General features: G+C 66.0%; 18 protein-coding genes and 1 tRNA gene. 8 read left to right on the top strand and 11 right to left on the bottom strand.

Annotated features, from left to right (window positions below; genetic code table 11):
- Positions 1-139: 139 nt before the first annotated feature.
- The 5 genes from C0R46_RS11960 to C0R46_RS11940 all read right to left on the bottom strand — a co-directional run bounded on the left by C0R46_RS11960 (position 140) and on the right by C0R46_RS11940 (position 4778).
- Positions 140-2359, bottom strand: a complete 2220-nt coding sequence (locus tag C0R46_RS11960) for a hybrid sensor histidine kinase/response regulator (RefSeq protein ID WP_198598313.1) — start codon at positions 2357-2359, stop codon at positions 140-142.
- Positions 2360-2661: 302 nt separating this feature from the next.
- Positions 2662-3009 (bottom strand): DUF3140 domain-containing protein, encoded by a 348-nt coding sequence (locus C0R46_RS11955; protein ID WP_102959871.1) that lies wholly within the window; start codon positions 3007-3009, stop codon positions 2662-2664.
- The gene (locus C0R46_RS11950) at positions 3006-3518 is read right to left on the bottom strand and encodes a hypothetical protein (RefSeq protein WP_102959870.1); all 513 of its coding nucleotides are present in this window, start codon (positions 3516-3518) and stop codon (positions 3006-3008) included. Before C0R46_RS11950 ends, C0R46_RS11955 begins: the two co-directional genes overlap by 4 nt.
- Before the next feature lie 161 nt (positions 3519-3679).
- Positions 3680-4333, bottom strand: coding sequence for a copper chaperone PCu(A)C (locus C0R46_RS11945; RefSeq protein ID WP_102959869.1), 654 nt, complete (start codon positions 4331-4333; stop codon positions 3680-3682).
- Positions 4334-4403: 70 nt separating this feature from the next.
- Entirely contained in the window at positions 4404-4778 is a 375-nt protein-coding gene (locus C0R46_RS11940) for a hypothetical protein (protein ID WP_102959868.1), read from the bottom strand.
- Positions 4779-4991: 213 nt separating this feature from the next.
- Between C0R46_RS11940 and C0R46_RS11935 the strand changes: the two genes are divergently transcribed.
- Positions 4992-5068 (top strand) — tRNA-Pro (locus tag C0R46_RS11935).
- Positions 5069-5426: 358 nt separating this feature from the next.
- Complete coding sequence (locus C0R46_RS11930; protein WP_102959867.1) at positions 5427-7151, top strand: peptidoglycan D,D-transpeptidase FtsI family protein; 1725 nt, start codon at positions 5427-5429, stop codon at positions 7149-7151.
- A 580-nt stretch (positions 7152-7731) separates the two neighbouring features.
- Here C0R46_RS11930 and C0R46_RS11925 read toward each other — a convergent pair.
- From C0R46_RS11925 to C0R46_RS11910, 4 genes are all read right to left on the bottom strand, one after another.
- Positions 7732-8907 (bottom strand): GGDEF domain-containing protein, encoded by a 1176-nt coding sequence (locus tag C0R46_RS11925; protein ID WP_157944634.1) that lies wholly within the window; start codon positions 8905-8907, stop codon positions 7732-7734.
- A 206-nt stretch (positions 8908-9113) separates the two neighbouring features.
- Positions 9114-12329, bottom strand: a complete 3216-nt coding sequence (locus C0R46_RS11920) for an ATP-binding protein (protein ID WP_102959865.1) — start codon at positions 12327-12329, stop codon at positions 9114-9116.
- Positions 12330-12490: 161 nt separating this feature from the next.
- Positions 12491-13540: a UV DNA damage repair endonuclease UvsE gene (gene uvsE / locus C0R46_RS11915; RefSeq protein ID WP_102959864.1), complete on the bottom strand. Its 1050-nt coding sequence runs from the start codon at positions 13538-13540 to the stop codon at positions 12491-12493.
- A complete protein-coding gene (locus C0R46_RS11910; protein WP_102959863.1) occupies positions 13537-14601 on the bottom strand; it encodes a single-stranded-DNA-specific exonuclease RecJ family protein in 1065 nt (354 codons plus the stop codon). Before C0R46_RS11910 ends, uvsE begins: the two co-directional genes overlap by 4 nt.
- Positions 14602-14777: 176 nt before the next feature.
- Here C0R46_RS11910 and C0R46_RS20795 point away from each other — a divergent pair, with 176 nt between their 5' ends.
- A complete protein-coding gene (locus C0R46_RS20795; protein WP_157944633.1) occupies positions 14778-14945 on the top strand; it encodes a hypothetical protein in 168 nt (55 codons plus the stop codon).
- A 32-nt stretch (positions 14946-14977) separates the two neighbouring features.
- On the opposite strand, the gene C0R46_RS11905 is transcribed toward C0R46_RS20795, so the two are convergent.
- A complete protein-coding gene (locus C0R46_RS11905; protein WP_245413551.1) occupies positions 14978-15754 on the bottom strand; it encodes a GntR family transcriptional regulator in 777 nt (258 codons plus the stop codon).
- 242 nt (positions 15755-15996) lie between these two features.
- On the opposite strand from C0R46_RS11905, the gene C0R46_RS11900 reads away from it, so the two are divergent.
- The 5 genes from C0R46_RS11900 to C0R46_RS11880 all read left to right on the top strand — a co-directional run bounded on the left by C0R46_RS11900 (position 15997) and on the right by C0R46_RS11880 (position 20917).
- Positions 15997-16983, top strand: coding sequence for an ABC transporter ATP-binding protein (locus tag C0R46_RS11900; RefSeq protein ID WP_102959862.1), 987 nt, complete (start codon positions 15997-15999; stop codon positions 16981-16983).
- 34 nt (positions 16984-17017) lie between these two features.
- Positions 17018-18301 (top strand): ABC transporter substrate-binding protein, encoded by a 1284-nt coding sequence (locus C0R46_RS11895; RefSeq protein ID WP_102959861.1) that lies wholly within the window; start codon positions 17018-17020, stop codon positions 18299-18301.
- A 191-nt stretch (positions 18302-18492) separates the two neighbouring features.
- The gene (locus C0R46_RS11890) at positions 18493-19371 is read left to right on the top strand and encodes an ABC transporter permease (RefSeq protein ID WP_102959860.1); all 879 of its coding nucleotides are present in this window, start codon (positions 18493-18495) and stop codon (positions 19369-19371) included.
- A gap of 2 nt (positions 19372-19373) precedes the next feature.
- Positions 19374-20258, top strand: coding sequence for an ABC transporter permease (locus C0R46_RS11885; RefSeq protein WP_102959859.1), 885 nt, complete (start codon positions 19374-19376; stop codon positions 20256-20258).
- Positions 20259-20278: 20 nt separating this feature from the next.
- Positions 20279-20917 (top strand): aspartate/glutamate racemase family protein, encoded by a 639-nt coding sequence (locus C0R46_RS11880; protein WP_102959858.1) that lies wholly within the window; start codon positions 20279-20281, stop codon positions 20915-20917.
- Between the two features lie 100 nt (positions 20918-21017).
- Here the strand turns inward: C0R46_RS11880 and ribB are convergent, their stop codons facing one another.
- Entirely contained in the window at positions 21018-22142 is a 1125-nt protein-coding gene (gene ribB, locus C0R46_RS11875) for a 3,4-dihydroxy-2-butanone-4-phosphate synthase (protein WP_102959857.1), read from the bottom strand.
- Positions 22143-22366: the final 224 nt, after the last annotated feature.

Below are 22366 nucleotides of genomic sequence, written 5' to 3'. Positions count from 1 at the left end.
GTCTCCACCCATCGTCTTCGACTTCGTGGCCGTTATGCTCCCGGCCTTCGGAGCCCGTCAATGTGGACAGAATGCTGCAGCGGTCCGACGGGATGCGGGCGTCAGGCCCGGCGCACCTCGGGCTGCGGCTGCGGTAGGGTCAGGCCGCCGCAGCTGGCCCAGGACCGCCGTCGAGCACCTTGCCGACACGCCGGGTCAGCTCATCCAGCGGGAACGGCTTCGTCAGCAGCTCCACCGGTCCGCCGGAGGCATCCGGCATCAGCGTCGCCTGCTCGGCATAACCGGTCATGAAGATGACCTTCAGGCCGGGACGCTCGATCCGTATCGTGTCGACGAGCTGTCGCCCGTTGAGGCCGGGCATGCCGATGTCGGTGATCAGCAGATCGACGCTCGGCGTCCGCCGCAGAAGAGCGAGCGCCGCCGTACCGTCGGCCGCTTCGAGCGTCCGGTGGCCGAGATCGCCGAGGATCTGCACCACCTGGTCGCGTACGGCCGACTCGTCATCGACGACGGCGATGAGGCGGCTCTCCGCGCGTCCGCCCCAGGCCGGATGGTCCTGCGCCACCACCGATGATGCCACCGCTGTTCGGCGCGGCAGGTAGAGGTGAAGGGTCGTGCCGACACCTTGCTTCGAGGCGATATCGACGAAGCCATCGGATTGCCTGACGAAACCATAGACCATCGAGAGCCCGAGGCCGGTTCCCTTGCCGAGTTCCTTGGTGGTGAAGAAGGGCTCGAAGGCCCGTGCGATCACCTCGGGGGGCATGCCGCTGCCGGTGTCGGCGACGGAGATCTGCACATAGTCGCCGGGCGGCAGGCCGGCGGGCATGCCCGCTGCGCCCGGCGCCAGCACGACGTTGGCGGTGCTGATCGTCAGCGACCCGCCCTCCGGCATGGCGTCCCTGGCGTTCACCGCGAGATTGAGTATGGCGTTTTCCAGCTGGTTGGCATCGCAGACCGTTCCCCAGAGATCCGCGGCCGGTGCCAGGCGGATGCTGATGGACGGTCCGAGCGTGCCCCGCAGGAGGTCCTGCATCGAGCCGAGGAGATCGTTGACCGCCACGGGTCGCGGGCTGAGCGGCTGCCGCCGGGAAAACGCCAGCAACCGGTGCGTCAGCGCCGCCGCGCGGTCGGCGGAGCGCAGCGCGCCATCGATGAAGCGGTCGAGATTGTCGGTCCGGCCTTCGGTGAGTCGACGCTTCAGGATGCTGAGGGCGCCGGTGATACCCTGCAGCAGGTTGTTGAAGTCGTGCGCGATGCCGCCGGTGAGCTGCCCCACCGCCTCCATCTTCTGCGCCTGGCGGAGGGCCTCTTCGGCGGCTTCGCGCGCCTGCACGGCCTGCTCGCGCTCCAGCGAAGCGGACTTCATCGCCTCATAGGCATGGAACTGGCGCACCAGTGCGACGATCAGGAGAAGGACGCAGAGAATGGCAAAGGCGATCGCGCCGCCGACATAGATGACCTCGCGGCGCCAGCCGGCGAGGATCAGCTCCTTGCTGCGTGCGACATTGACGAAGACCGGAAACCCGGCGACAGCATGGGAGGAGATCAGGCGCCTCGTCGTGATGCCGGCGACGGAGAAGTCGCTTTCGAACACGCCGTTGAGATCGTGCAATCCGGCTGAGTCCTGCGGCGGCAGGACCTGGCTGATCTGCACCCGCTGACCGACGAAGGCTTCCGGGTGGCGGGCCAGCAGCGTGCCGTCATCGCGCCAGAGGGAGATGACATTGCCCGGCTGGAGCTCGAGCGAGGCATAGAAGCTCTGATAATGCTCGAGCGCGATGGCGCCGAGAACGAGGCCGACGAACCTCCCGTCGGGAGCGCTGACGCGGCGCACGAGGTAGATGGTCCAGGTGCCCGAGCCGCGATTGACGACAGGTTCGCTGAGGAACGGCTTGTCCGTCGCGTGGTCGCGTAGATAGCGATAGTAGTCGCGGTCGGTCAGATCGACGTCGGGCACCGGCCAGGATCGGGAGAAGTTGATCAGCTTGCCGCTGGCGCTGATCATGGTGATGGCGTCAAGCTGCGGCACGCCAGCGAGGCGCGAGCGCAGAAACGTGTTCATCGCCAGCGTGCCCTGACGCTCGACAAAGGCCTCCGGCGTGCTGATGCCGTCGTTCTTGATCTGGTCGACCACATTGTCGAGGACAAGTTCAACGCTCTGAAGCGAGCGCGCCGTCTCCTGCGCGAGCAAGAGGTCGAGCGTGCGGATCTCGCGAGCCGCGTTAGCGAGTTCGATCGTGTAGCGATTGACGGCGACCGCGATGGCGGCCGCAACGATGGCAACGACAACGAAGGCCCCGATGCTCACGACGACAGCAATTGGATTGGCGAGCCGCGGAGCGATCCTGCCGATCAAGCCGCCTCGTCTCCGATCCTGCGCCGCATCAAGCGCCAATCTGGGTTCCTCTGGCTGCTTTCACCCGGCGCATTCGCAGCCGAGGCCTGCTTCGTTGAGCGATAGATACCAGCCAAGGTGTCGCGAGCAACGAAAAAAATGGGCAGCTGGGCCATAGTCCGCATGGACTGCCGCGCGATCAGCGGATTTCGCCTCGCCTGGGATGCGCATGGCGAGGAACGGCCAGTCGACCGCAGAGCAACTGCGGAGCCGCCCGTCTCATGATCCGCTATACGCCGCGTCGCCGGTGGAGGATGCAGGCGCTAGTCCTTCAGCGGATCATGCCCCCAGTTCATCAGCGAGTAGCGCCAGCGCGTTTCCTTTACGTCACCATTGGGACGCTGGGCCAGATGGCGGTGCACATAGCCGACCACCTTGCGCATGTGGGCATAATCATCGTTCGTGAGGTCTGCCTTGGCTTTGCGCTTGATCTCGACGATCCGCCGGCCTGAGTGGTGCCCCACCGACTCGGACGAGCCGTGGTCCGGCGGCCAGCCGACCGCGCGGCTGTCATCGCTCTCCAGCCAATGCTCCAGCTCAGCCGGCGCCATGTTGACAGCGTCCCGGAAAGCGGTGGCCGTCTCGTCATGATCCGCCTTCGCCGCGCTCACGATGCACGCTCCAGCGCCCGTTCCAGCTCGGCCTTCGACATCTTGGAGCGGCCCTCGATGTTGCGCTTCTTGGCTTCGGCATAGAGGTCGGATTTCGTCGGCTCGCCTTTGCCGTCATGGCGATAGGCGGCTGTCTTTTTGGCAACGTCCTTGGGCTGGTCGGAAAACTGCTTCCCCTTTGCCGAGTCCCGCCGTTTCTTGGCGGTGGTGCGGTCGTATTCCTCCTTTGTGAGGTGCTCGCGCGCTTCCTTGGGCAGATAGCGCTCGCCGGTCTCCCCGCTCTTCTCGCCGGACTTTGTACCCCAATCCTCCTCCGTCCATTGATGAAGGTGATTGTCCTCGCTCTTGGCGCCGACATAGCCGCCGCCTTCGCGCTTGTATTCCTGGACGGCGAGCTGCGCCTTGCGAGCGGACCACTCGCCGGCATCACCGCCCTTGCTGCCTTTGGTGACCTTCGTCTTCACCTTGTCCCAGAGCTTGGGATCGCTCTTCTTGGCCGTGCCCGCCATCGTTCATGTGTCCCTGTTGAAGGACATCAAACGCGGTTTGACGGCGAACGCTGCGGGTGCAGCCATCCGTAGCCGTCACTTCATCGTCATCACCCTGCCGGTTCGGACGGGCGGCGGCTTTGGGGGCGCCGCTATCGCCGGCGTCCCCAAGCTGCGCGTGATCAATGATTGGCGTGCGCGCCGTCGGCCGGTGCAGCCGTGGCATTGGGAGCAAGGACGGGGAGGGTGGTGGAGAGGCTGCCGGCCTTCTCGAAGGTCAGCGTCACCGGGACGCTATCACCGACCCTGAAGGGCTGCTTGACCGCCATGAACATCAGGTGCTTGCCGCCAGGCGACAAGGCGAGTGAGCCGCCGGCGGGAATGGCAACGGCCTCGTCGATCCGCCGCATCGTCATCACGCCGTTGTCCATCGCCATATCGTGCAGTTCCACCTGCCCGGCAGACGGCGATGCGATCGTCAGCAGCCGGTCATCTGCCGTGCCGCCGTTGATCACGGTGAGGTAGCCGCCGCCGACGGGTGCACCGGGCAGCATCGCACGCACGAAGCCGCCCTCGATCCGGATCGCATCGGCGGATTGCCCAGCGGCTGCTCCGGCCGCGACCTGCTCCGGCTGGTGGCTGGCACCGGCAGCGGCGCCATGAGCATGTCCGGCGGCAGCCTTGTCCTCTGCGGCGCTCATCCGCAGCAGCGGCGCCGAATGTTCCAGCCCTTGCGGATCGCCCGCCTGTGCCGGCGACGGTCCGATAAGGGCGGCGGTTGGCAGTGCGACACCGAGCGATAGCGCGCCCAATGCGATAAGGAACGTGGTCTTCATGGGAGTTGGTCTCGTCTGAACCGGTCAATCGATGTCCCCGATCCCGATGATCGAGGATGCTGGCATGGGGTCAGGCGAGGCGTGGTGGACTTCGGCCGGCGCGGGCGAAAAGCGCGAGCGGACGGCGATCCGATGGATCGACTCGTGCGGCGAAACAAGGCGGAGTCGCGCTGCCGGACCTATGGCCAGGCTTCGCGTCGGCGGCGGGCGCCGCGGCGAGGGCGGCAGAGCAGCAGGCGGAGCCTGAAAGGCAGGGGCAGTCCTTCAGCCCCAGTCTTTTCGCCGGGACTTGTTGCGGACCGAACTCGTGGCAGATCGCGCTGCCTTGCCCCAGCATCTCGGCAGCAAGGGCGCCCTGCGTCAGCCCGCCGAGGGCCATCTGGAACAGCAGCAGAAAGGCCGCCACGAGAGCGAACAGGCGGCCGTCGCGTCGCAGCGCGTCCATTGCCTCGTGTTCATGCCGTTGTTTCATGAGGGCGCTGTAGCATGGCGGGCGGCCGGTGCCGAGGGGACGCTGCAGTCAGCGCCGGCAAACATCACGGGGCAGATCGTGCGAGCACAAGCGTCCCCGCAGGCAGAGAAAATGGCAGCGTGCAATCGACCCGATTTGCCGCTTGCGACGGGCAGGACTCCCGGTTATACACCGCGCCGCAGGTCACGGAGTGTAGCGCAGTCTGGTAGCGCACCTCGTTCGGGACGAGGGGGTCGCAGGTTCAAATCCTGCCACTCCGACCAGCATTTTCCCGATTTTTTCAGACATATCGACGCAGAGCGGCCGGCCCGACGATGATGGCTGATGCTTCTGTTGCTGGAACACGCCGTGCGTATCCTTGCAGGGCATCTTCCGGCGTCCGCGCCGGCGTCCGGCTCGAGACGAAGCCGGATCGGCCAGCGATGCTGACAGGCGGCTGCTGCCGTTCAGCCCGGAAGCGGATGCCGCCAGGTGCAGCACGCCTGCGCCGCTCCACGAAAAAGGTGGCGTCGGAGCGTCATCAGAGCCGAAGCTTTACTAAGCCTTAGGGATAATTGCCTCATTTCATGAGGGAGGGCCGGCATTGCGCCTGGGTCCGCCTCGTGCTGCTGCAGGTTGGTCATGATCCCGGATTTCATCGGCGTTCGGTTCGGTGCTCTGCGGAAGCTGCTGGCGCCCACAGCGCCCGCCATGCCGGGTGTGGCTGCGCGCCAGAAGCGCTCCCGGGCAGCGAAGTCGCGCGTCATCATCGCCACCGGCCTGTTCTGCGCCGTTTACGGCGTCATCGGCGGCAAGCTGGTCTGGATGGGCGCCTTCTCGCCCACTGGCGGGTCCTACTTTGCGCCGCTCGCGGAAGCCGTCAGCCGTCCGGACATCATCGATCGCAACGGCAGCATCATGGCCATCGATGTCAAGACCGCCTCGCTCTACGCCGAGCCGAAGCGCATGGTCGACATCGACGAAGCGATCGAGCGGCTGCAGACGGTTCTGCCGGACCTCGACACCAAGTCGCTGTACAACAAGCTGTCGTCCCGCGCCGGCTTTGCCTGGCTGGAGCGCAAGCTGACGCCGGCGCAGCAGCAGCAGGTTCTGGAACTGGGCATCCCCGGCCTCGGCTTCCGCACGGAGAAACGCCGCTTCTATCCCGGCGGCTCGACGGCCGCCCACATCTTGGGCGCCACCAACGTCGACAATCACGGCATCTCCGGCATGGAGAAGTACATCGACGACAGCGGTTTCAGCGCGCTGCAGATGAACGGGCTTGCATCCGGTGAGCATCTGGAGCCGGTGCGGCTGTCGATCGACAATCGTGTCCAGCACGTCCTGAACGACGTCATCACCGATGCACTGCAGCGCTATCGCGCCGTTGCGGCCGGCGGCCTCGTTCTCGATGTGGAGACCGGCGAGATCATCGCGATGGCCTCGGCGCCGACCTATGACTCGAACCAGCCGGCCGATGCGCTGAAGAAGGAGAACCTGAACCGCATTTCCGCCGGTACCTTCGAGATGGGCTCGACCTTCAAGATCTTCACCACCGGCATGGCGCTCGACTTCGGCAAGGTCAACATGAACAGCCGCGTCGACACGACGCCGTTCCGCGTGGCCGGCCACACGATCAAGGAGTTCCACAACAAGGGGTCCTCCCTGACGGTCCCCGAGATCTTCAAATATTCGTCCAACGTCGGCTCGGCCCGCGAAGCCGACATGGTGGGCGTCGAGGGGCACCAGGAGTTCCTGACCCGTCTCGGTCTCTTGTCGCGCGTTCCCACGGAGCTGCCCGAGGTCGCGATGCCGACCCAGCCGAAGGTCTGGAAGAAAATCAACTCCATGACCATCGCCTTCGGCCATGGCGTCTCGACCACGCCGCTGAACACGGCCGTCGCCGCCGCGGCGCTGATCAATGGCGGCTACTACATCCCGCCGACTTTCCTGCCGCGCACCAAGGAGGAAGCGGACGCGATCAAGACGCGTGTGGTGAAGGAGCAGACCTCGCTCGACATGCGCGAGATCTTCCGCATCAACGGCATCGAAGGATCTGGCCGCCAAGCCGACGTCCCGGGCTACCACGTCGGCGGCAAGACCGGCACGGCAGAGAAGGTCGAGCACGGCCGCTATAACCACGACAAGCGCTTCAACGCCTTTGTCGGTGCCTTCCCGATCGAGAAGCCGCGTTATGTGGTCCTCTCCATCGTCGACGAGCCGAAGGTCGAGCCGGGCAAGCCGAACGCGCAGGCCGGCTGGAACGCCGCACCGATGGTCGGTGCCATCATCCGGCGCTCCGCGTCCTTCCTCGGCGTCAAGCCAGACTTCGGCCCGACCGGCAAGGCGCTGATGGTCTCCTACTAAGCCTCTCTGAGAGGTGCATGGCCACTAAAGTCAGGCGCGTCTGCATCGCTACTGAATCGGCGGCGGCGGGATCATCGGTCCCGCCGCCGTTCTGCTTCTGAGGGCCAAAGCTGGAACCTTCGCTCCGCCCTCGCCTGAAGCGAGCTGCGCGACGGGACAGCGCCGTCTCGGCCGCTGCCGTGAAGCCATCGGGCCCGGCCCATGCCTGCGACCCCCAACGAGAGCCCGCTCTGCCGCAACGGCATGGCGGCAAGAGCGCGTCCCGCAGGCGGGGCCGGCATCTGCCTCGAGTCTTGCCGCTCGACGTTCGGGAGAAACGCTGGACCTTCGGAGGTGGCTTGCCAGCATCAGAGGGCGGGGGATGCTTCGCCGACACGACAAGCACTTGCTCCACGCCCTGAATGCGCCCGGCCGACGTCGTGCGTGCCAGCGCCAAGCATTCGGCCGTGACGTCGCGGGATGGCTTGGATCGATCGGGGAACAGCAGGGATCACGCGCAGGGCGCTGCGGGGGCAGTCGCTGATAGCGCTGAGCCTGCCTTAGTTGGCGGGCATCGACCGGCGACCTCTCACCCGTTCCGTCAGGCCGCGGCGAGTGCCGAACCGGCCCGTCTCACCACCTGCTCGCCCAGCATCACGCGGTTCCGGCCGGCAGCTTTGGCGGCGTAGAGGCTGGTATCGGCGCGGGCGATCGCATCATGGAGTGAGTGATCGCCCGGCTGCGGTGAGGCGATGCCGAAGCTCGCCGTGATCGAGCGCTGAATGCCGCAGTCGCTCCAGTCGCGCGCGTTGAAGGCGCGTCGGAGGCCCTCGGCGACCAGCGAAGCGGTGTGCGCGCTGTGGCCCGGCAGATAGGCGACGAACTCCTCACCGCCGAACCGCGCCGCCAATGCGTGCTGCGGCAGGTGGCTGCGGAGCATCTGCGCAAAGGCGACGATGACATTGTCGCCGGCGCCATGGCCGTAGCCGTCGTTGATCGATTTGAAGTGGTCGATGTCGCAGGAAATCACCGCTCCGGAGCTTGGGCGTCCGCGCGCAGCATCCGGCGACGCGCGTTCGAAGCCGCGGCGGTTGAGAAGGCCGGTCATCGGATCGTGCTCGGCGGCGTCGCGGTAGGTGGCGACGACGTCGAGCGTCACCGCCGCCAGCGCGACGAGCGCCAGGACGAGGCCGAGCACGCTGGCCGTCGCCTGCATGTAGAAGGCGTAGGGCGAGCCGATGAAGCCCGCCGTGTCGGCCGACGGAGCCATAACGGCGGCGGTTATGGCTGTTCGGATCATCGTGTCGAGCACGACGAGCGAGACGATCACGAAGAGAGCCTTGTGGATCGGCTGCTGCAACCGGCGCCGGATCGCCACCAGCGGCACGGCAAGCATCAGCGACGAGGTGAGGTCGTGCAGGATGAGCTCCGCGGGCAGGCTTTGCCGTCCCAGCACGGCGAAGGTCACGAGCATTCCTCCGACCAGGCAGATCGACATCCGCAAGGCTGCGTAGGATGGCATCCCGAACTGGATCAGCAATGCCTGCCCGAACAGGTACATTGCGCCAAGCAGCAGCGTGTCGGCCGTCAGCGCCATGACAACGGTGGGGAAGGCCGACATCACCATCGGCGCGGCGAAGCCGCAGCCCGCGCAAAGATAGCCCATACCCCAGGCAAGTGCCGGCCGTGATCCCCAGCGTGCGACCACCAGAAAGGCGCACGCGAAGGTCAGCATCATCACCGGAAGCATGTAGGCGAAGTTGTCGCCAGCGTCCATCCAACCCTCGCGTGACGGCAGCACGCCGCCCAAGGCTCATTATCCCGAGCGACCCCCGTCCCTCGGCTCATGAGCATCTGCTTGGATAAGAGGTGCGGCCCCACCCGCTGAGCGCCCCCGCACTCTGCCTCTCATCATCTAAGCTCTAGATCACTGCGTCTTAAGAAACTCCTCCGGGTCCGGGCCGACATTTGATCCGCATTTCGTCAACCGGCCTTCCTGAGCGGCTCGTCTACCGAGACGGGTGGATCGAGCAACAGCCGCCGGATCGCATCCCTGGTCAAAGCGAAGATCCGGTCCAGATGGCCGGAGAGCGCGTTCAACTCGGCCATCTGCGGCTGTCCCGCGGCACGTGCACGCTTCTCCAGATCTTCCGCCAGAGCGGCCATGCCGGAGGCGCCAAGGATGCGGCTGGAGCTCTTGATGGTATGGGCGGGCATGACCGCGTCCTCCACCTGGCCCATGGCGAGCGCCCGCTTGATCTGCTGCAGGTAGTCCACCGTGTCGGTCAGATAGTACGACGCAAGGACGTCGAACTTCTTCATTCCCGCGCGGGTGCGGTTGAAGCTGTCGAGGTCGATCAGCGGGATTTTCGCACGGGGTTCCACGGGCTTTGCCAGCGCTTGCGCCGCCGCCGGTGCCGCGCTCTCGGGGGAAGCCGGGGAAGCCGCGGAGGGGGCGCTGGCCGGCGCAGGCGCAGCTTGCAAGGACGCCGAGGATGTTGCGCTTTCCGGCTGCCCTTCTCCCGCCGCTGCCTCGTTGGAGGCGCCGAGCGTGTTCTCGAGCACGAGTTCCAGATCGGTCATCCGCAGCGGCTTGGTGAGGAAGGAGTCCATGCCCGCCGCCAGGCACTTCTCGCGGTCGCCGCGGAGCGCATTTGCGGTCAGCGCGATGATCGGGACGCGCCGCACGGATCCTTCTGCCATGAGTTTGCGGATGATGCTGGTCGCCTGATAGCCGTCCATCACCGGCATCTGGCAGTCCATCAGTATGACGTCGAAGTCGCCGGACCGGCTGGCTTCCACGGCCTTCTTGCCATCGGTCGCCGTGGAGACGACGAAGCCGAAGCCGTGCAGGATTTCCTCGCCGAACATGATGTTGACGTTGTTGTCGTCGACCAGCAGCGCCTTCCGCCCGTCAAAACGCAACGGCTTGCGCGCCGGGACGCCGATCTCCCCGCGAACCTGCTCCGGCTCGGCCATGCCGGAGCCGGCCGTCAGCCGGCAAACCGCCTCGGCGACGAAGGCTGCCTCGAACGGCTTCACGACGACGGCATTGAACAGCGGGTAGAAGCTATGCGTCGGTTGGCGTCCGACGATGATGCAGGGAAGCGCTGCGATGCTCGGCTCGCTGTGAAGCAGCTTGCGGCCGGCCGCGGCGGCGTCCATGTCGCGCCCGCCGTCGAAGATGACGGCATCGAAGGCGCCATAGAGATCGGCGGCACTGGCGATCCGGGTCGCCAGGTCGGGCGTATTCTGGAAGCAGATGCAGGCGATGCCGCGGGCCGCCAGTCCGCGAACGATGATGCGGCAGAGGCGGTCGCAGCCGGAGACGAGCGCCACGCGGCGACTGATCTCGGTCTGCGGCAGCGCTTTCTCCAGCACCGGCAGCGCGAGGGTGAAGGAGAAGGTGGATCCTTTACCTTCCTCGCTGACGACGCCGATCGAGCCGCCCATCAGCTCACAGACTTCCTTGCAGATGGAGAGGCCGAGTCCGGTACCGCCGAACAGCCGGGTCGTGCTGGATTCAGCCTGTGTGAAGCGCGAGAACAGCCTGGCGATGTTCTGGTCGGAGATGCCGATGCCGGTATCGTTGCACGAGAACTCGATGATGCAGCGGCCGTCGCGGTCGCTGAACTTCTGGACGTTCGCCGCGACCGTCACCTCGCCGACCTTGGTAAATTTCAACGCATTGCTGATGAGGTTGCTGAGCACCTGCCGCAGCCGGGTCGGATCGACCTCGACATATTCCGGCAGGCCCGGATCGAGGTCGAGAAGCAAAGCCAGGCCCTTCTCATGAGCCGTCGCGGCATAGAAGGTGACGATCTCGCTGATCAGCGCCGGGAGCCGGGTGCGAACCGGATCGATCGCCAGCTGGCCGCTCTCGATCTTCGAGAGGTCGAGAATATCGTTGAGGATCGCCAGAAGGACGCTGCCGGAGGATTTGATCTGCTCGACATAGCGGCGCTGGGCTTCCGACAGGGTGGTCCTCGACATCAGCTCGGCCATGCCGAGGACGCCATTGAGGGGCGTGCGGACCTCATGGCTCATATTGGCCAGGAAGTTGCTCTTGGCCTTTGTCGCCGCTTCGGCCCGCTCCTTGGCCTCCGCCAGCTCCTGAGTCCGCTTCATGACGCGTTCCTCGAGACTGGCATTGGCGCTGTGCAGGTCCTCCTGGCTGGCGCGCATGTCAGTCACGGCCGTCGCGACCGCAGAGGCGAGGATCTTGAGCTCGCGATAGCCGCTGCTGTGCGGGAGAATGTCGACGGAAGCACCAGCCTGGATCGCCTCGGTCTTGGCGGCGAGATCCTTCAGTGGGCGGACCAGTATGGTGGCGAGCAGCCAGCCGATCAGGCCGGCGATACCGGCGAAGGCGAGGGTGGAGAAGGTGACCAGACGGTCGATGGCGTGGAGCGACGCGAAGGCCTCATCGCTTCTCTGCCGGGCGACGACGGACCAGCCCAAGCCATGGAATTGCCCGACCCGGCGCGTGCGCGTCTTCTCGGCGAGATACATCTCGTCCGGCTGATAGGTGGTGCCAACCAACTCGGATGGGCCGAGGATCACCTGGCCGACGCGAGAAAGTATCAGGAGTTCCGTGCCCCTCATCCCGGCGCTCACCGGCTTGATGCTGGTCATCAGCCGTTCTGCCCAGGTCCAGTTCAGATGGGCTGCCAGAACGCCGATGATCCGACCGGACGTGTCGTGGACGGGTGCGGCGACGTCGACGAAGCGAAGCGTCTCGCCGTGCGGTGACAGATAGCTCTGCAGCAGCTTGGCTTCGTGTACGTCCAGCGCGACAGGACCCTGCCGACCGGCGGAGAACCAGGGCCGTTCCGAGACGTCGACGCCGACGAGAAGATCTCCCGTAGCGCTGACGACGCGACCGGTGAGATCGGCAAAGCCGATCCAAGCGTAGTATGGGTCGGCCCTCTGCAACTGTCCAAGATACCGACGCAGATCGGTCCGGTCAGAGCTCATGAACAGTTCGGGCGCTGCGGTCGCCGTAACGATGTCGCTCATACGCTCTGACATCTGGAGCGAGAGACGCTCGCTCATCTCGCTGGAGAGCTGAGCGAGTTGCAGGTCGGCATTGGAACCAAAGACCGTCACGACCGCATGCCGGGAAATCCCAAGCGGAACCAGCACGGCAAAAATCGCGAACCCGGCAAAGATGAGCGACAGGCGGAAATGTAGAGGCATGAGACGGCTCCGAGGAGCCACAGAGTCTCATCGAAGACTTAAAAGAATGAGACTTACCTGCTCGACGGCTACTGATTTCATCAACGATAAAGTATACACATCGCGAAATATTATATCCTATAGATGATATCGGACACCCGTATCGAGAGTGGCAGGATCGGTCATGCGCCGCCTGGCACGGCTTCTTCCTCGAGCACCGCATCTTCCTCGGCTTCCAGATCGACCGCGTCCGTCGCGTCCAGGCCGAAGCGGGCCGCTACGTCAGGCGCATAGCGCAAGAGGTCCGGCCGCAGCCGCAGCAGGGCGAGGTCCTTCGCCTTGGCTTCCAGCATCACGTCGAAATCGAGCCCGTCCACCTCGCGCATGAAGGTCGCGAATTCGAAGGGGTTGCAGAAGTCGGCATGACCGGTGAACACCGGCGCGACGTGGCGGATTGTCTTCTTCCGCGTCTTCTTGTCGACGCGGACCTGCTCGCGCAACTCGGTGCGCGGCGAAGAGAAATGGATCTTCGGCTGCTGCCCGTCCGGCCATGTGGCAAGCACGGCTGCCAGCGTGTCGCGCAATCCTGCCCGTTCCGGATTGAGGCACCAGAAATGCTGATAGTCGAAGATCAGCCGCACGCCCGTATGTTCGTGGATCCACAGGACGTCGGCGGCCGAGAAGCGCAGATCGTCATGCTCCAGCACCAGCCGGCGCCGGACCGGTTCGGGCAGGATCTTCCACGTCTCGGCCCAGCGCGCGCGGCTGGCCGGGATGTCGCCATAGGTGCCGCCGACATGGATCACCAGAACAGCCTCGGGCCCGAGCTCCATCAGGTCGAGCATCTCGGCCTGGGAGGTGAGGTCCCAGACGCTTTTGCGCACCAGCTCCGGATCCGGGCTGTTCAGCACCACGAACTGCGAGGGATGGAAGGAGAGGCGGATGTCGAGCTGCCTCGACTTGGCGCCGAGCGCCGCGAGCTCAGCCTTGCTCTCCTGCACCATGCCATGGAACTGCGGCATGTCGGGATGCGTGGCGTAAGGCGCTATGTCGGACGACATGCGATACATGCGGATGTCGTGCCGATCGAGATGATCGAGGATCTGATCGATATAGCCGAGCGAGACCTTCAGATGCGGGTCGCTGGCGGCGCGGCGGGCATCGTTGCTCTTCAGGTCGTCCCGCGCCATCACTTTGACCGGGAAGCCCAGCCTCGAAATCCGTCTGGTCATGCGGCATCCGTCTCGTTGTGAATCAACATCGCTGCGTCGAAGCCGAGGCTCGCAACGAAGGCGTTCCAGTCGTCCGACCTCAGGGCTCCGCCGGAGGCGGCACGGTGGCCGTTGCCATATTGCTCGTCGGCCCCCGGTGGCCGGTGCTCGGCGAGGAAGGCGAGAATGTCGAGATCGAGGGCGGTGCGGACGGCGAAGTGCACCCAGCCGGGCCGGTAGCCGGTGTTGGCGGCAATCACGATTCGATCCTTGAGCCGGCCGCGCCAGGCCTGCGCCACCAGCGGATGGATCTGGCAGGGCGAGTGGAAGCGGATGATGGCGACGCGGCCCGCAATTTTCGGCGCGACCTTGCGCGCTTCATCCAGCGCACGGCTCACCTCGTCTCTGGCGGCCAGCAAGGCTGCCGTCTCGGGATAAAGGCCGGAGAGCACGTCCTTCGGCCGGTCGGCCTTCTGGAGGAGTGCGAAGGCGGCCGAGGCATCGCCGCTCGCCGAGCGTCGCGGCGCGTTGACGAGTGCCGTTGCCTTGCGAAGCGCGGTGATGCCGTAGCGCTCGCGCGCCTCGTCCATCTCCGGAAAGCCCGCGGTCTCGGCCATGTCGCCGATGATGCCGATCGCGGCGAGCCACAGCAGGTCGTCGGCATAGCCGAGCGCTCTCGCGCAGCGGTAGGCGAGCAGGCTGGACGTCGGAACGGGATCGTCGTCGATGCCGGAGATGACGCAGGCGTCCTCCGGCACGCCGGTCGGAACGTGATGGTCGATGAGGACCGTGGGTGTGCCGGGCTTCAGCGGCGTGGTGGAGACGCCGAGGTCGGTCACGATGACGCCGCCCATCGTCTGCTTGCCCAGCTCGGTCTGGAACGCCGGCGAATAGGCGTTCTCGCCCTTGCCGATGATCCGATGGCGGGGGTGATGCCCGCTCCGGTCGAGGGCGATCTCGAGGATGACCCCTGCCGACAGCCCGTCGGCATCATTATGGCAGACGATCAGCGGGTCTGGACCAAAGGCGGCCAGGGCAGCGGGGCATTCAGAGGGGGATGCAAAGCGGGTACGGACGGTCATGCGGCTCCGATCGTTGGTCCGGACCCGAACGTGCGTTCGCTGCATCCGATCCGCCGCCGTCGATCACGGTGAGGAGAGATCAGCCTCGTCCATGGTGCGACGGATCGAACACCGGCCGGAACGAACCCGGCTTGCGGCGCTTTCTCGTCCGCCACCAGCAATGACGGAGTTTCAGGGTGACAGTCGACGATCGGCACGAGCGCAAGCGGGTTGGTCCCGAGGATGAGGAGCGTGAGGACCTCAAGGGCGACCGCAGCGCCGCCCAGAAGGTGAAGGACGCCTTCGCCGCCGAGAACAATCAGCCGATGTCGGACACGGAGCCAGCGCAGGAGCCGAACCGCTAGCTCCTCGACAGCGGCTGCATATCCGTCAGTCTTTACCGGGCTAGAACGCGCGTCCCCTTAGGCACTCTCGCTGCGTCCCTAAGCGCTTCGGCGAGGCTCGACTGCCGCTGCGGCCTCTCCGACAGATCGAGCTGCCCGAGCAGCGCGGCGATGTGCTGGCGCATCAGCGTCGCCGCGCGATCCTGATCGCCGGCGGCCAGGCTGTCGACGATGGCGTGATGCGCCTCGTTCTCGCAGAGCGCCTGCGGCATGCGCCAGTAGAGCGCGATCACCAGCGACGAGCGCGACAGGAGATCGCCGAGGATGCCCGAGAGGAGCTGGTGCCCGGCGATGCCGGCGACCAGCCGGTGGAAGTTGGCGGAATGGTAGACGGCTTCGCGCGGCTCGTCCGACGCCATCGCCTGATGCTCGGCGTGGAGGCAGGCGTGCAGGCGTTCTGCATCGCCGGTGTTCATCCGGCCCGCCGCCAGCGCCGCGATCCGCGGCTCGATCAGCTCCCGCGCCTCGAAGATCTCCCGCGCCTCGTCCGGCGTCGGATGGGCGATGCGGGCGCCCTTGTTGCGCTGGAGGATGACGACGCCATCGCGCGCGAGCGCCTGCAGCGCGGCACGCACGATCGTGCGGCTGACGCCGAAGACCTCGGCGATCTCTTCCTCGACGAGCTTCGCACCGGGGTCGAGCCGGTGTCGGATGATGGCATCGTGCAGCCCGTCATAGACGGCGTGCCAGGAGGCCGTATCGCTGCTCGTCCGCACCAGTCCGGACGGCGGAACGGCCGCGCGTTCGGTCATGTCGGACTGCACCATCATCAACTCCCCTTCTGCCTCCAGAATGGCAGATCGTGCCCTTCGCGGCAAAGACCAGATCGAACACAGCGATTGTATACATTTTACGCAAGCTGAGTTCGGCCTGCCTCATACCTGCGCAACTCTGCCCGCTCAAACGCGCCCGGTGCTCGATCGCCGCCTCTAGCGAACGGGGGTTCCACCCACGCTCGTGAGATTGGCACGGGGCCTGCTTTGTCTTCTGCGAGCGATCAGCGGGGCAGGGCATGGCCAACGGCAATCTGGAACTCATCCAGCTGACCAAGCGCTACGGTGAGACCGTCGCGGTCGACGCCATCGACCTGAAGGTCCCGGCCGGGACCTATTGCTGCTTTCTCGGCCCGTCGGGCTGCGGCAAGTCGTCGACGATGCGCATGATCGCGGGCCACGAGGTCGTCTCGTCCGGCGACATCGTTTTGGGCGCCCAGAACGTCACCGACCTTCCGCCGGCCAAGCGCGGCACGGCGATGATGTTCCAGAGCTACGCGCTGTTCCCGCACCTGTCGGTCCTCGACAATGTTGCCTTCTCCTTGAAGATGAAGGGGGTCGAGAAGACCGAGCGCTACCGGAAGGCCGGCGCGGTGATGGAGCTTGTCGACCTCACCAAATATGCGAGCCGCATGCCGGCGCAGCTCTCCGGGGGCCAGCAGCAGCGCGTCGCGCTGGCCCGGGCGCTTGTCACCGATCCCGGCATCCTCCTGCTCGACGAGCCGCTTTCGGCGCTCGACCCGTTCCTGCGCCTGCGCGTGCGCACCGAGCTCAAACGCCTGCAGCGCGAGCTCGGCATCTCCTTCCTCCATGTCACGCACGGGCAGGACGAGGCGATGGCGCTCGCCGATCTCGTCGTCATCATGAAGGACGGCCGGATCGAGCAGGCAGGCACGCCGCAGGAGGTCTTCCACCGCCCGCGTACCGAATTCGTCGCCCGCTTCATGGGCGGCCACAACGTTGTCACCCTCGATGGCCGGCCGCTGACGATCCGGGCCGATCGCGTCCGCCTCGGCGGCGGCGAGGCGGGCGCCGACCGCAGCCTCTCCGGCGAGATCCGCGGCGTCGAATACCAGGGCGCCACCGTCACCGTCGTCCTCGCGGTGCCCGACGCCGGCGAGATCACCGCCGTCATTCCCGAGGAGCGGTTCGTGGCGAGCCCTGCCGCGCTCGGCGAAACCCGCGCGATCCACTGGTCGCGTGCCGACGAATACGCCTTCGCCTGAAGCCTTCCACCCCAACAAGACGGGAGACTGAGACATGACGACTAGTCTGAAGAGCGGCATCAGCCGCCGCACCTTCCTGAAGACGAGTGCTGCCGCCGGCGCTGCGGCGGTCGGCTCCGGCGCGGTCACCGGCTTTCCCTATGTGATGGCGCAGGAGCCGGTGACGCTGCGCTATCTCGGCACCGCCGTGAACCAGTCCAAGGAGATCGCCGAGAAGGTGAAGGCCGATCTCGGCATCACTATCGAATATGTGCCGGTCACCACCGACGAGGTGACGAAGCGCATCATCACCCAGCCGAACACCTTCGACATCGTCGATACCGAGTACTTCTCGCTGAAGAAGCTTGTGCCCTCGGGCAACCTGATGGGCATGGATGCCAAGCGCATCAAGGAATTCGACAACATCACGAGCGTCTTCACCAAGGGTGAGCTCGACGGCAAGAAGATCGGCGACCAGGGCACCGCGCCGTGGAAGGTCTTCTACCTCGCCGGCAACAAGTCGAAGGAGTTCTCCCCGACGCCGACCGAGTGGATCTCGCTGATCCCGACCACCTATAATGCCGACACGCTCGGTATCCGGCCCGACCTCATCAAGCGGCCCATCGAGAGCTGGGCCGAGCTCCTGAACCCGGAGTTCAAGGGCAAGGCCTCCATCCTCAACATCCCCTCGATCGGCATCATGGATGCCGCGATGGCGGTCGAGGCGAGCGGCGCCTACAAGTATCCCGACAAGGGCAACATGACCCGCGACGAGATCGACATGACGATTGACAAGCTGATCGAGGCCAAGCAGGCCGGTCAGTTCCGCGCCCTGTGGTCGGATTTCAACGAGAGCGTCAACCTGATGGCCTCGGGCGAGACGGTGATCCAGTCCATGTGGTCGCCGGCGGTCACGGCGGTGCGTGCCAAGGGCATCGACTGCGTCTTCCAGCCGCTGAAGGAAGGCTACCGCGCCTGGGCGTCAGGCTTCGCGCTGCCCGCGACGCTGGAAGGCCGCAAGCTCGACGCGGCCTATGAGTTCGTCAACTGGTTCCTGTCCGGCTGGGCCGGCGCCTTCCTCAACCGCCAGGGCTATTACGCCGCCGTCCTCCCGACCGCGCAGAAGGAGATGGCTACCTACGAGTGGGCCTACTGGATGGAGGGCAAGCCCGCCGAGCAGGAGATCAAATCCCCGATGGGCGACATCATCGCACCTAAGGGCGCGGTGCGCGACGGCGGCTCCTTCGCCCAGCGCATGGGCTCCGTCGCCTGCTGGAACGCGGTGATGGACGAGGACGCCTACATGGTGCGCAAGTGGAACGAGTTCGTCGCGGCCTGACCGGCTGAAGCCGAGAGTATCACCCCTCTGCCGCAGGGCGGAGGGGGCGATCGCCTCAAGGCTGCCCGGGACTGTCCGGGCCATAGAAGCTGTGGGCGAGGGGGCATGGCCGCCTCGCCCCGCCGCGCCGCAGCGCCGCCCGAGCGGGCGTCGCCGTCCGATCCGCAGCCTCTCCCCGTCAGGAGCCCTTCATGTCCCAGCGCGGCGGCATCGCGCCCTATCTGCAGGCAGCCCCGCTGGCGCTCGTCTTCCTCCTGTTCCTGGTGATCCCGCTCGCCATCATCGTGATGGTGAGCTTCTGGACCTACACGGACTATTCGATCCAGCCGGCCTTCGAGGTGCAGAACTATCTCGACGTCTTCGACCGCTGCATCGTGCGCCTGCCGACGCTCTGCACGACCTTCAGGACCTATCTCTCGACGCTGACCTTCTGCGCCATTGTCTGGGCGCTGACGCTCGTGATCGGCTTCACGGTCGCCTATTTCCTCGCCTTCGAGGTGCGCAGTCCCACGGTGCAGTCGCTGCTGTTCCTGGTCTGCACCATCCCGTTCTGGACGTCGAACGTCATCCGGATGATCTCCTGGATCCCGCTGCTCGGGCGGTCGGGCCTCGTCAACCAGGCGCTCATCGGCCTCGGGCTCATCGATCAGCCGATCGAGTGGCTGCTTTATTCCAGCTTTTCGGTGACGATCACCTTCGTCCACCTGTTCACCTTCTTCATGGTGGTGCCGATCTACAATTCGATGCTGCGGATCGACCGCTCGCTGATCGAGGCGGCGCGGGACGCCGGCGCCTCCGGCTGGCAGATCCTCTGGAACGTCATCGTTCCCCTGTCGAAGACCGGCATCGCCATCGGCTCGATCTTCGTCATCACCATCGTGATGGGGGACTTCATCACCATCGGCCTGATGGGCGGCCAGCAGATCGCTTCCGTCGGCAAGACGATCCAGACCGAGATCAGCTATCTCCAGTTCCCCGTCGCCGCCGCCAACGCGGTGGTGCTGCTCGGAACCGTCCTCCTCATCATCGTCGGCCTGACCCGCGTCGTCGACATCCGCAGGGAGCTTTGACGATGAGCGAGACGCGTGGTGCGGCCTTCTATCTTCTCGCGGCGTTCTTCGCCCTGTTCGTGCTGTTCCTCTACGGCCCGACGCTGACCGTCCTGATCCTGTCGTTCCAGGGGCCAGGCGGCGGGCTGACCTTCCCGATGAACGGCGTCTCCACGCACTGGTTCGGCGTCCTCTGGCAGGGTCTCGGCGTCGTCGACGTCTGGGCGGCCTTCGGCCGCTCGTTCCGGCTCGGCCTGATCGTGACGGTGCTGACCGTCGTCATCTCGGTTCTGGCCGGGCTCGCCTTCCGCCGCCGCTTCGTCGGCTCGACTCTCCTGTTCTATACGGCGATCGCGAGCCTGATCCTGCCGTCGATCGTCGTCTCCCTCGGGATCGCCTTGGAATTCCGCATCTTCGACGACTTCGTGAAGGCGCATGGCCTTCTCGGCGACGGCTTCCACTCCGCCATGGGCCTCTTCACCTCGGCCCTTGGCGCGCATCTCACCTGGACGCTGCCCTTCGGCCTTCTCGTGATGTTCGTCGTCTTCAACCGCTTCAATCCGGCCTATGAGGAGGCGGCGCGCGACCTCGGCGCGACGCCCTGGCAGACCTTCCGCCATGTCGTGCTGCCGATCATCGCGCCCTATCTGATCGGCGTCGCGCTGTTCGGCTTCACCCTGTCCTGGGACGAGATCGCCCGCACCAGCCAGACGGTCGGCGGGCCGAACACGCTGCCGCTCGAACTGCAGGGCCTGACGACCACCGTCACCAACCCGGCGATCTATGCGCTGGGCACCCTGACGACCGCGGTCTCCTTTCTGGTCATCGCCCTGACGCTCGGCACCGGCCTCTATCTGCGCCGCCGGCGCCTGCGCGGCGCCTCCGATGCCGGCAAGGGCACGCTCTGAGAAGGCCCGCCGGATCCGTCATGCGCATCTGCTTCATCAACCCGAATTCCACGGCCTCGATGACCAGGAAGATCGCCGCAGCGGCGCGCTCGGCGGCCGCACCCGGCACCGAGATCCTCGCGCTGACCTCGCCGAGCGGTCCGCCGGCGATCCAGGGCGAGGCGGACGGGCGCGCCGCGCTGCCGGGGCTCCTGCGCCTGATCGAGGGAAACGTCGATGAAGCGGATGCCTTCGTGATCGCCTGCTTCGACGATACGGGTCTGGCGGAGGCACGCGGACTGACGGCAAAGCCAGTGACGGGGATCGGCGAGGCGGCATTCCGGACCGCCAGCGAGGGCGGCCGGCGCTTCTCGGTGGTCACCACGCTCTCGGTCTCAGTGCCGGTCATCACCGCGAATGTGCGGGCCGGCGGCTTTGCCGGGACGTGCCTGCGGGTGCGCGCGTCGGAGGTGCCGGTTCTGGAGCTGGAACGCGAGGGCAGCGCGGCGCGCGAGACGGTGGCCGCCGAGATCGGCCGCGCCATTGCCGAAGACCGGCCGGAGGCGATCGTCCTCGGCTGCGCCGGCATGGCCGATCTCGCCGAGAGTTACACCGCCCGCTTCGGACTGCCGGTGATCGACGGCGTCGTCGCGGCCGTCAGGCTGCTGCAGACGCGCTAGACCTCGGCATCTGCGGTTTTGGCGCTGAGGTCGAACCGACGCGGCCGTTGCCGGTCGGCGGGGCAAGCCGGGAGGCGCTGCCGCCGCGCAACCGGGGTCGTCACTCTTCGACGAGGATGGTTCCCGCAACCTCGATGCCGAAGCCGGTGAGGCCGACATAGGCGCGCTCATGCGTCGCCAGCACCGAGATCGAGCGAACGCCGAGATCGCGCAGGATCTGCGCGCCGATACCGACATCGCGCCAGCGCTGCATGCGGGCGCGGGCGCTGCCGTGCTTCTCGCCGTCCTCCAGCGCTGCGGCGGCATCGAGCGGCTCGCCGGCATCCTCGAAGCGGTCGACCTCGGGCGTGCGCAGCAGCATCAGGATGCCGAGACCGTTCGGGCGCAGCTTGTCGACGGCGACATCCACCCAGCTCGCCGAGCCGCGGCTGCGCGCGAAGAGATCGTTCACCGGCTGCTCGCGATGGATGCGGGTCGGCACCTTCTCGGCGTAATTGACGTCCCCGAACACGGCCACGACGTGCTGCATCGTATCGAACGGCGTCTCATAGACGCGGATGCGGCCCTTCATGCCGCCGATCGTCATCTCCTCCTCGCGCACGCAGGTCACGAAGCTTTCGCGGCGGATGCGGTAGGAGATCAGGTCCTCGATCGAGATGATCTTCAGCCCGTGTTCGCGGGCGAACGGGATCAGCTCCGGGAGCCGCTTCACCGTGCCATCGTCATTGACGATCTCGGCGAGGACGCCGACCGGCTCGAGGCCGGCAAGATGGGCAAGATCGGTGCCGGCCTCGGTATGGCCGGAGCGGGTGAGCACGCCGCCCTCACGGGCGATCAACGGGAACATATGGCCCGGACGCAGGAAGTCGCTGCCGGGCACGTTGTCGTTGGTGAGCGCCCGCGCCGTATTGGCGCGCTCCTCGGCCGCGATGCCGGTCGTCATGCCGACCTTGTAGTCGACGGATACTGTGAATGCGGTGCGCAGGGGATCGAGATTGTTCGCCACCATCGGCGGCAGGTTCAGGCGCTGGGCGCGGTCGCCCGTCATCGGAACGCAGAGAATGCCGCTCGTATGGCGGATCATGAAGGCCATCTTCTCCGGCGTCGCCTTGGCGGCCGCCATGATCAGGTCACCCTCGTTCTCGCGGTCTGTGTCGTCGACCACCACCACCAGCTCACCGGCGGCGATCGCCGCGACTGCGTCCTCGATCCGGTCGAGCTCCATGCCATCCTCGATTCGTCTGCAAGCGTTATGCGGGCCTCGAAGCCGAAGGCTCTAGACAATCGCCGAACCCGGTTCAATCGCCAGGCGTCAAACGCTGCGTCAGCCAATCGTCCTTGTGATTGAAATCCGCACAGCCGCCCTATAAACCGCTTTCACCAGGCCGGGCCCCTCTGGCAGCTCTTGCTGCGATGTCGGACTGGGAAGAGCGCGTCTGCGTCAGCTTC

Origin of the sequence: Mangrovicella endophytica (assembly GCF_002893625.1) — a bacterium.
Taxonomy (GTDB): domain Bacteria; phylum Pseudomonadota; class Alphaproteobacteria; order Rhizobiales; family Rhizobiaceae; genus Mangrovicella; species Mangrovicella endophytica.
This window is presented reverse-complemented; position numbering and strand designations above follow the sequence as displayed.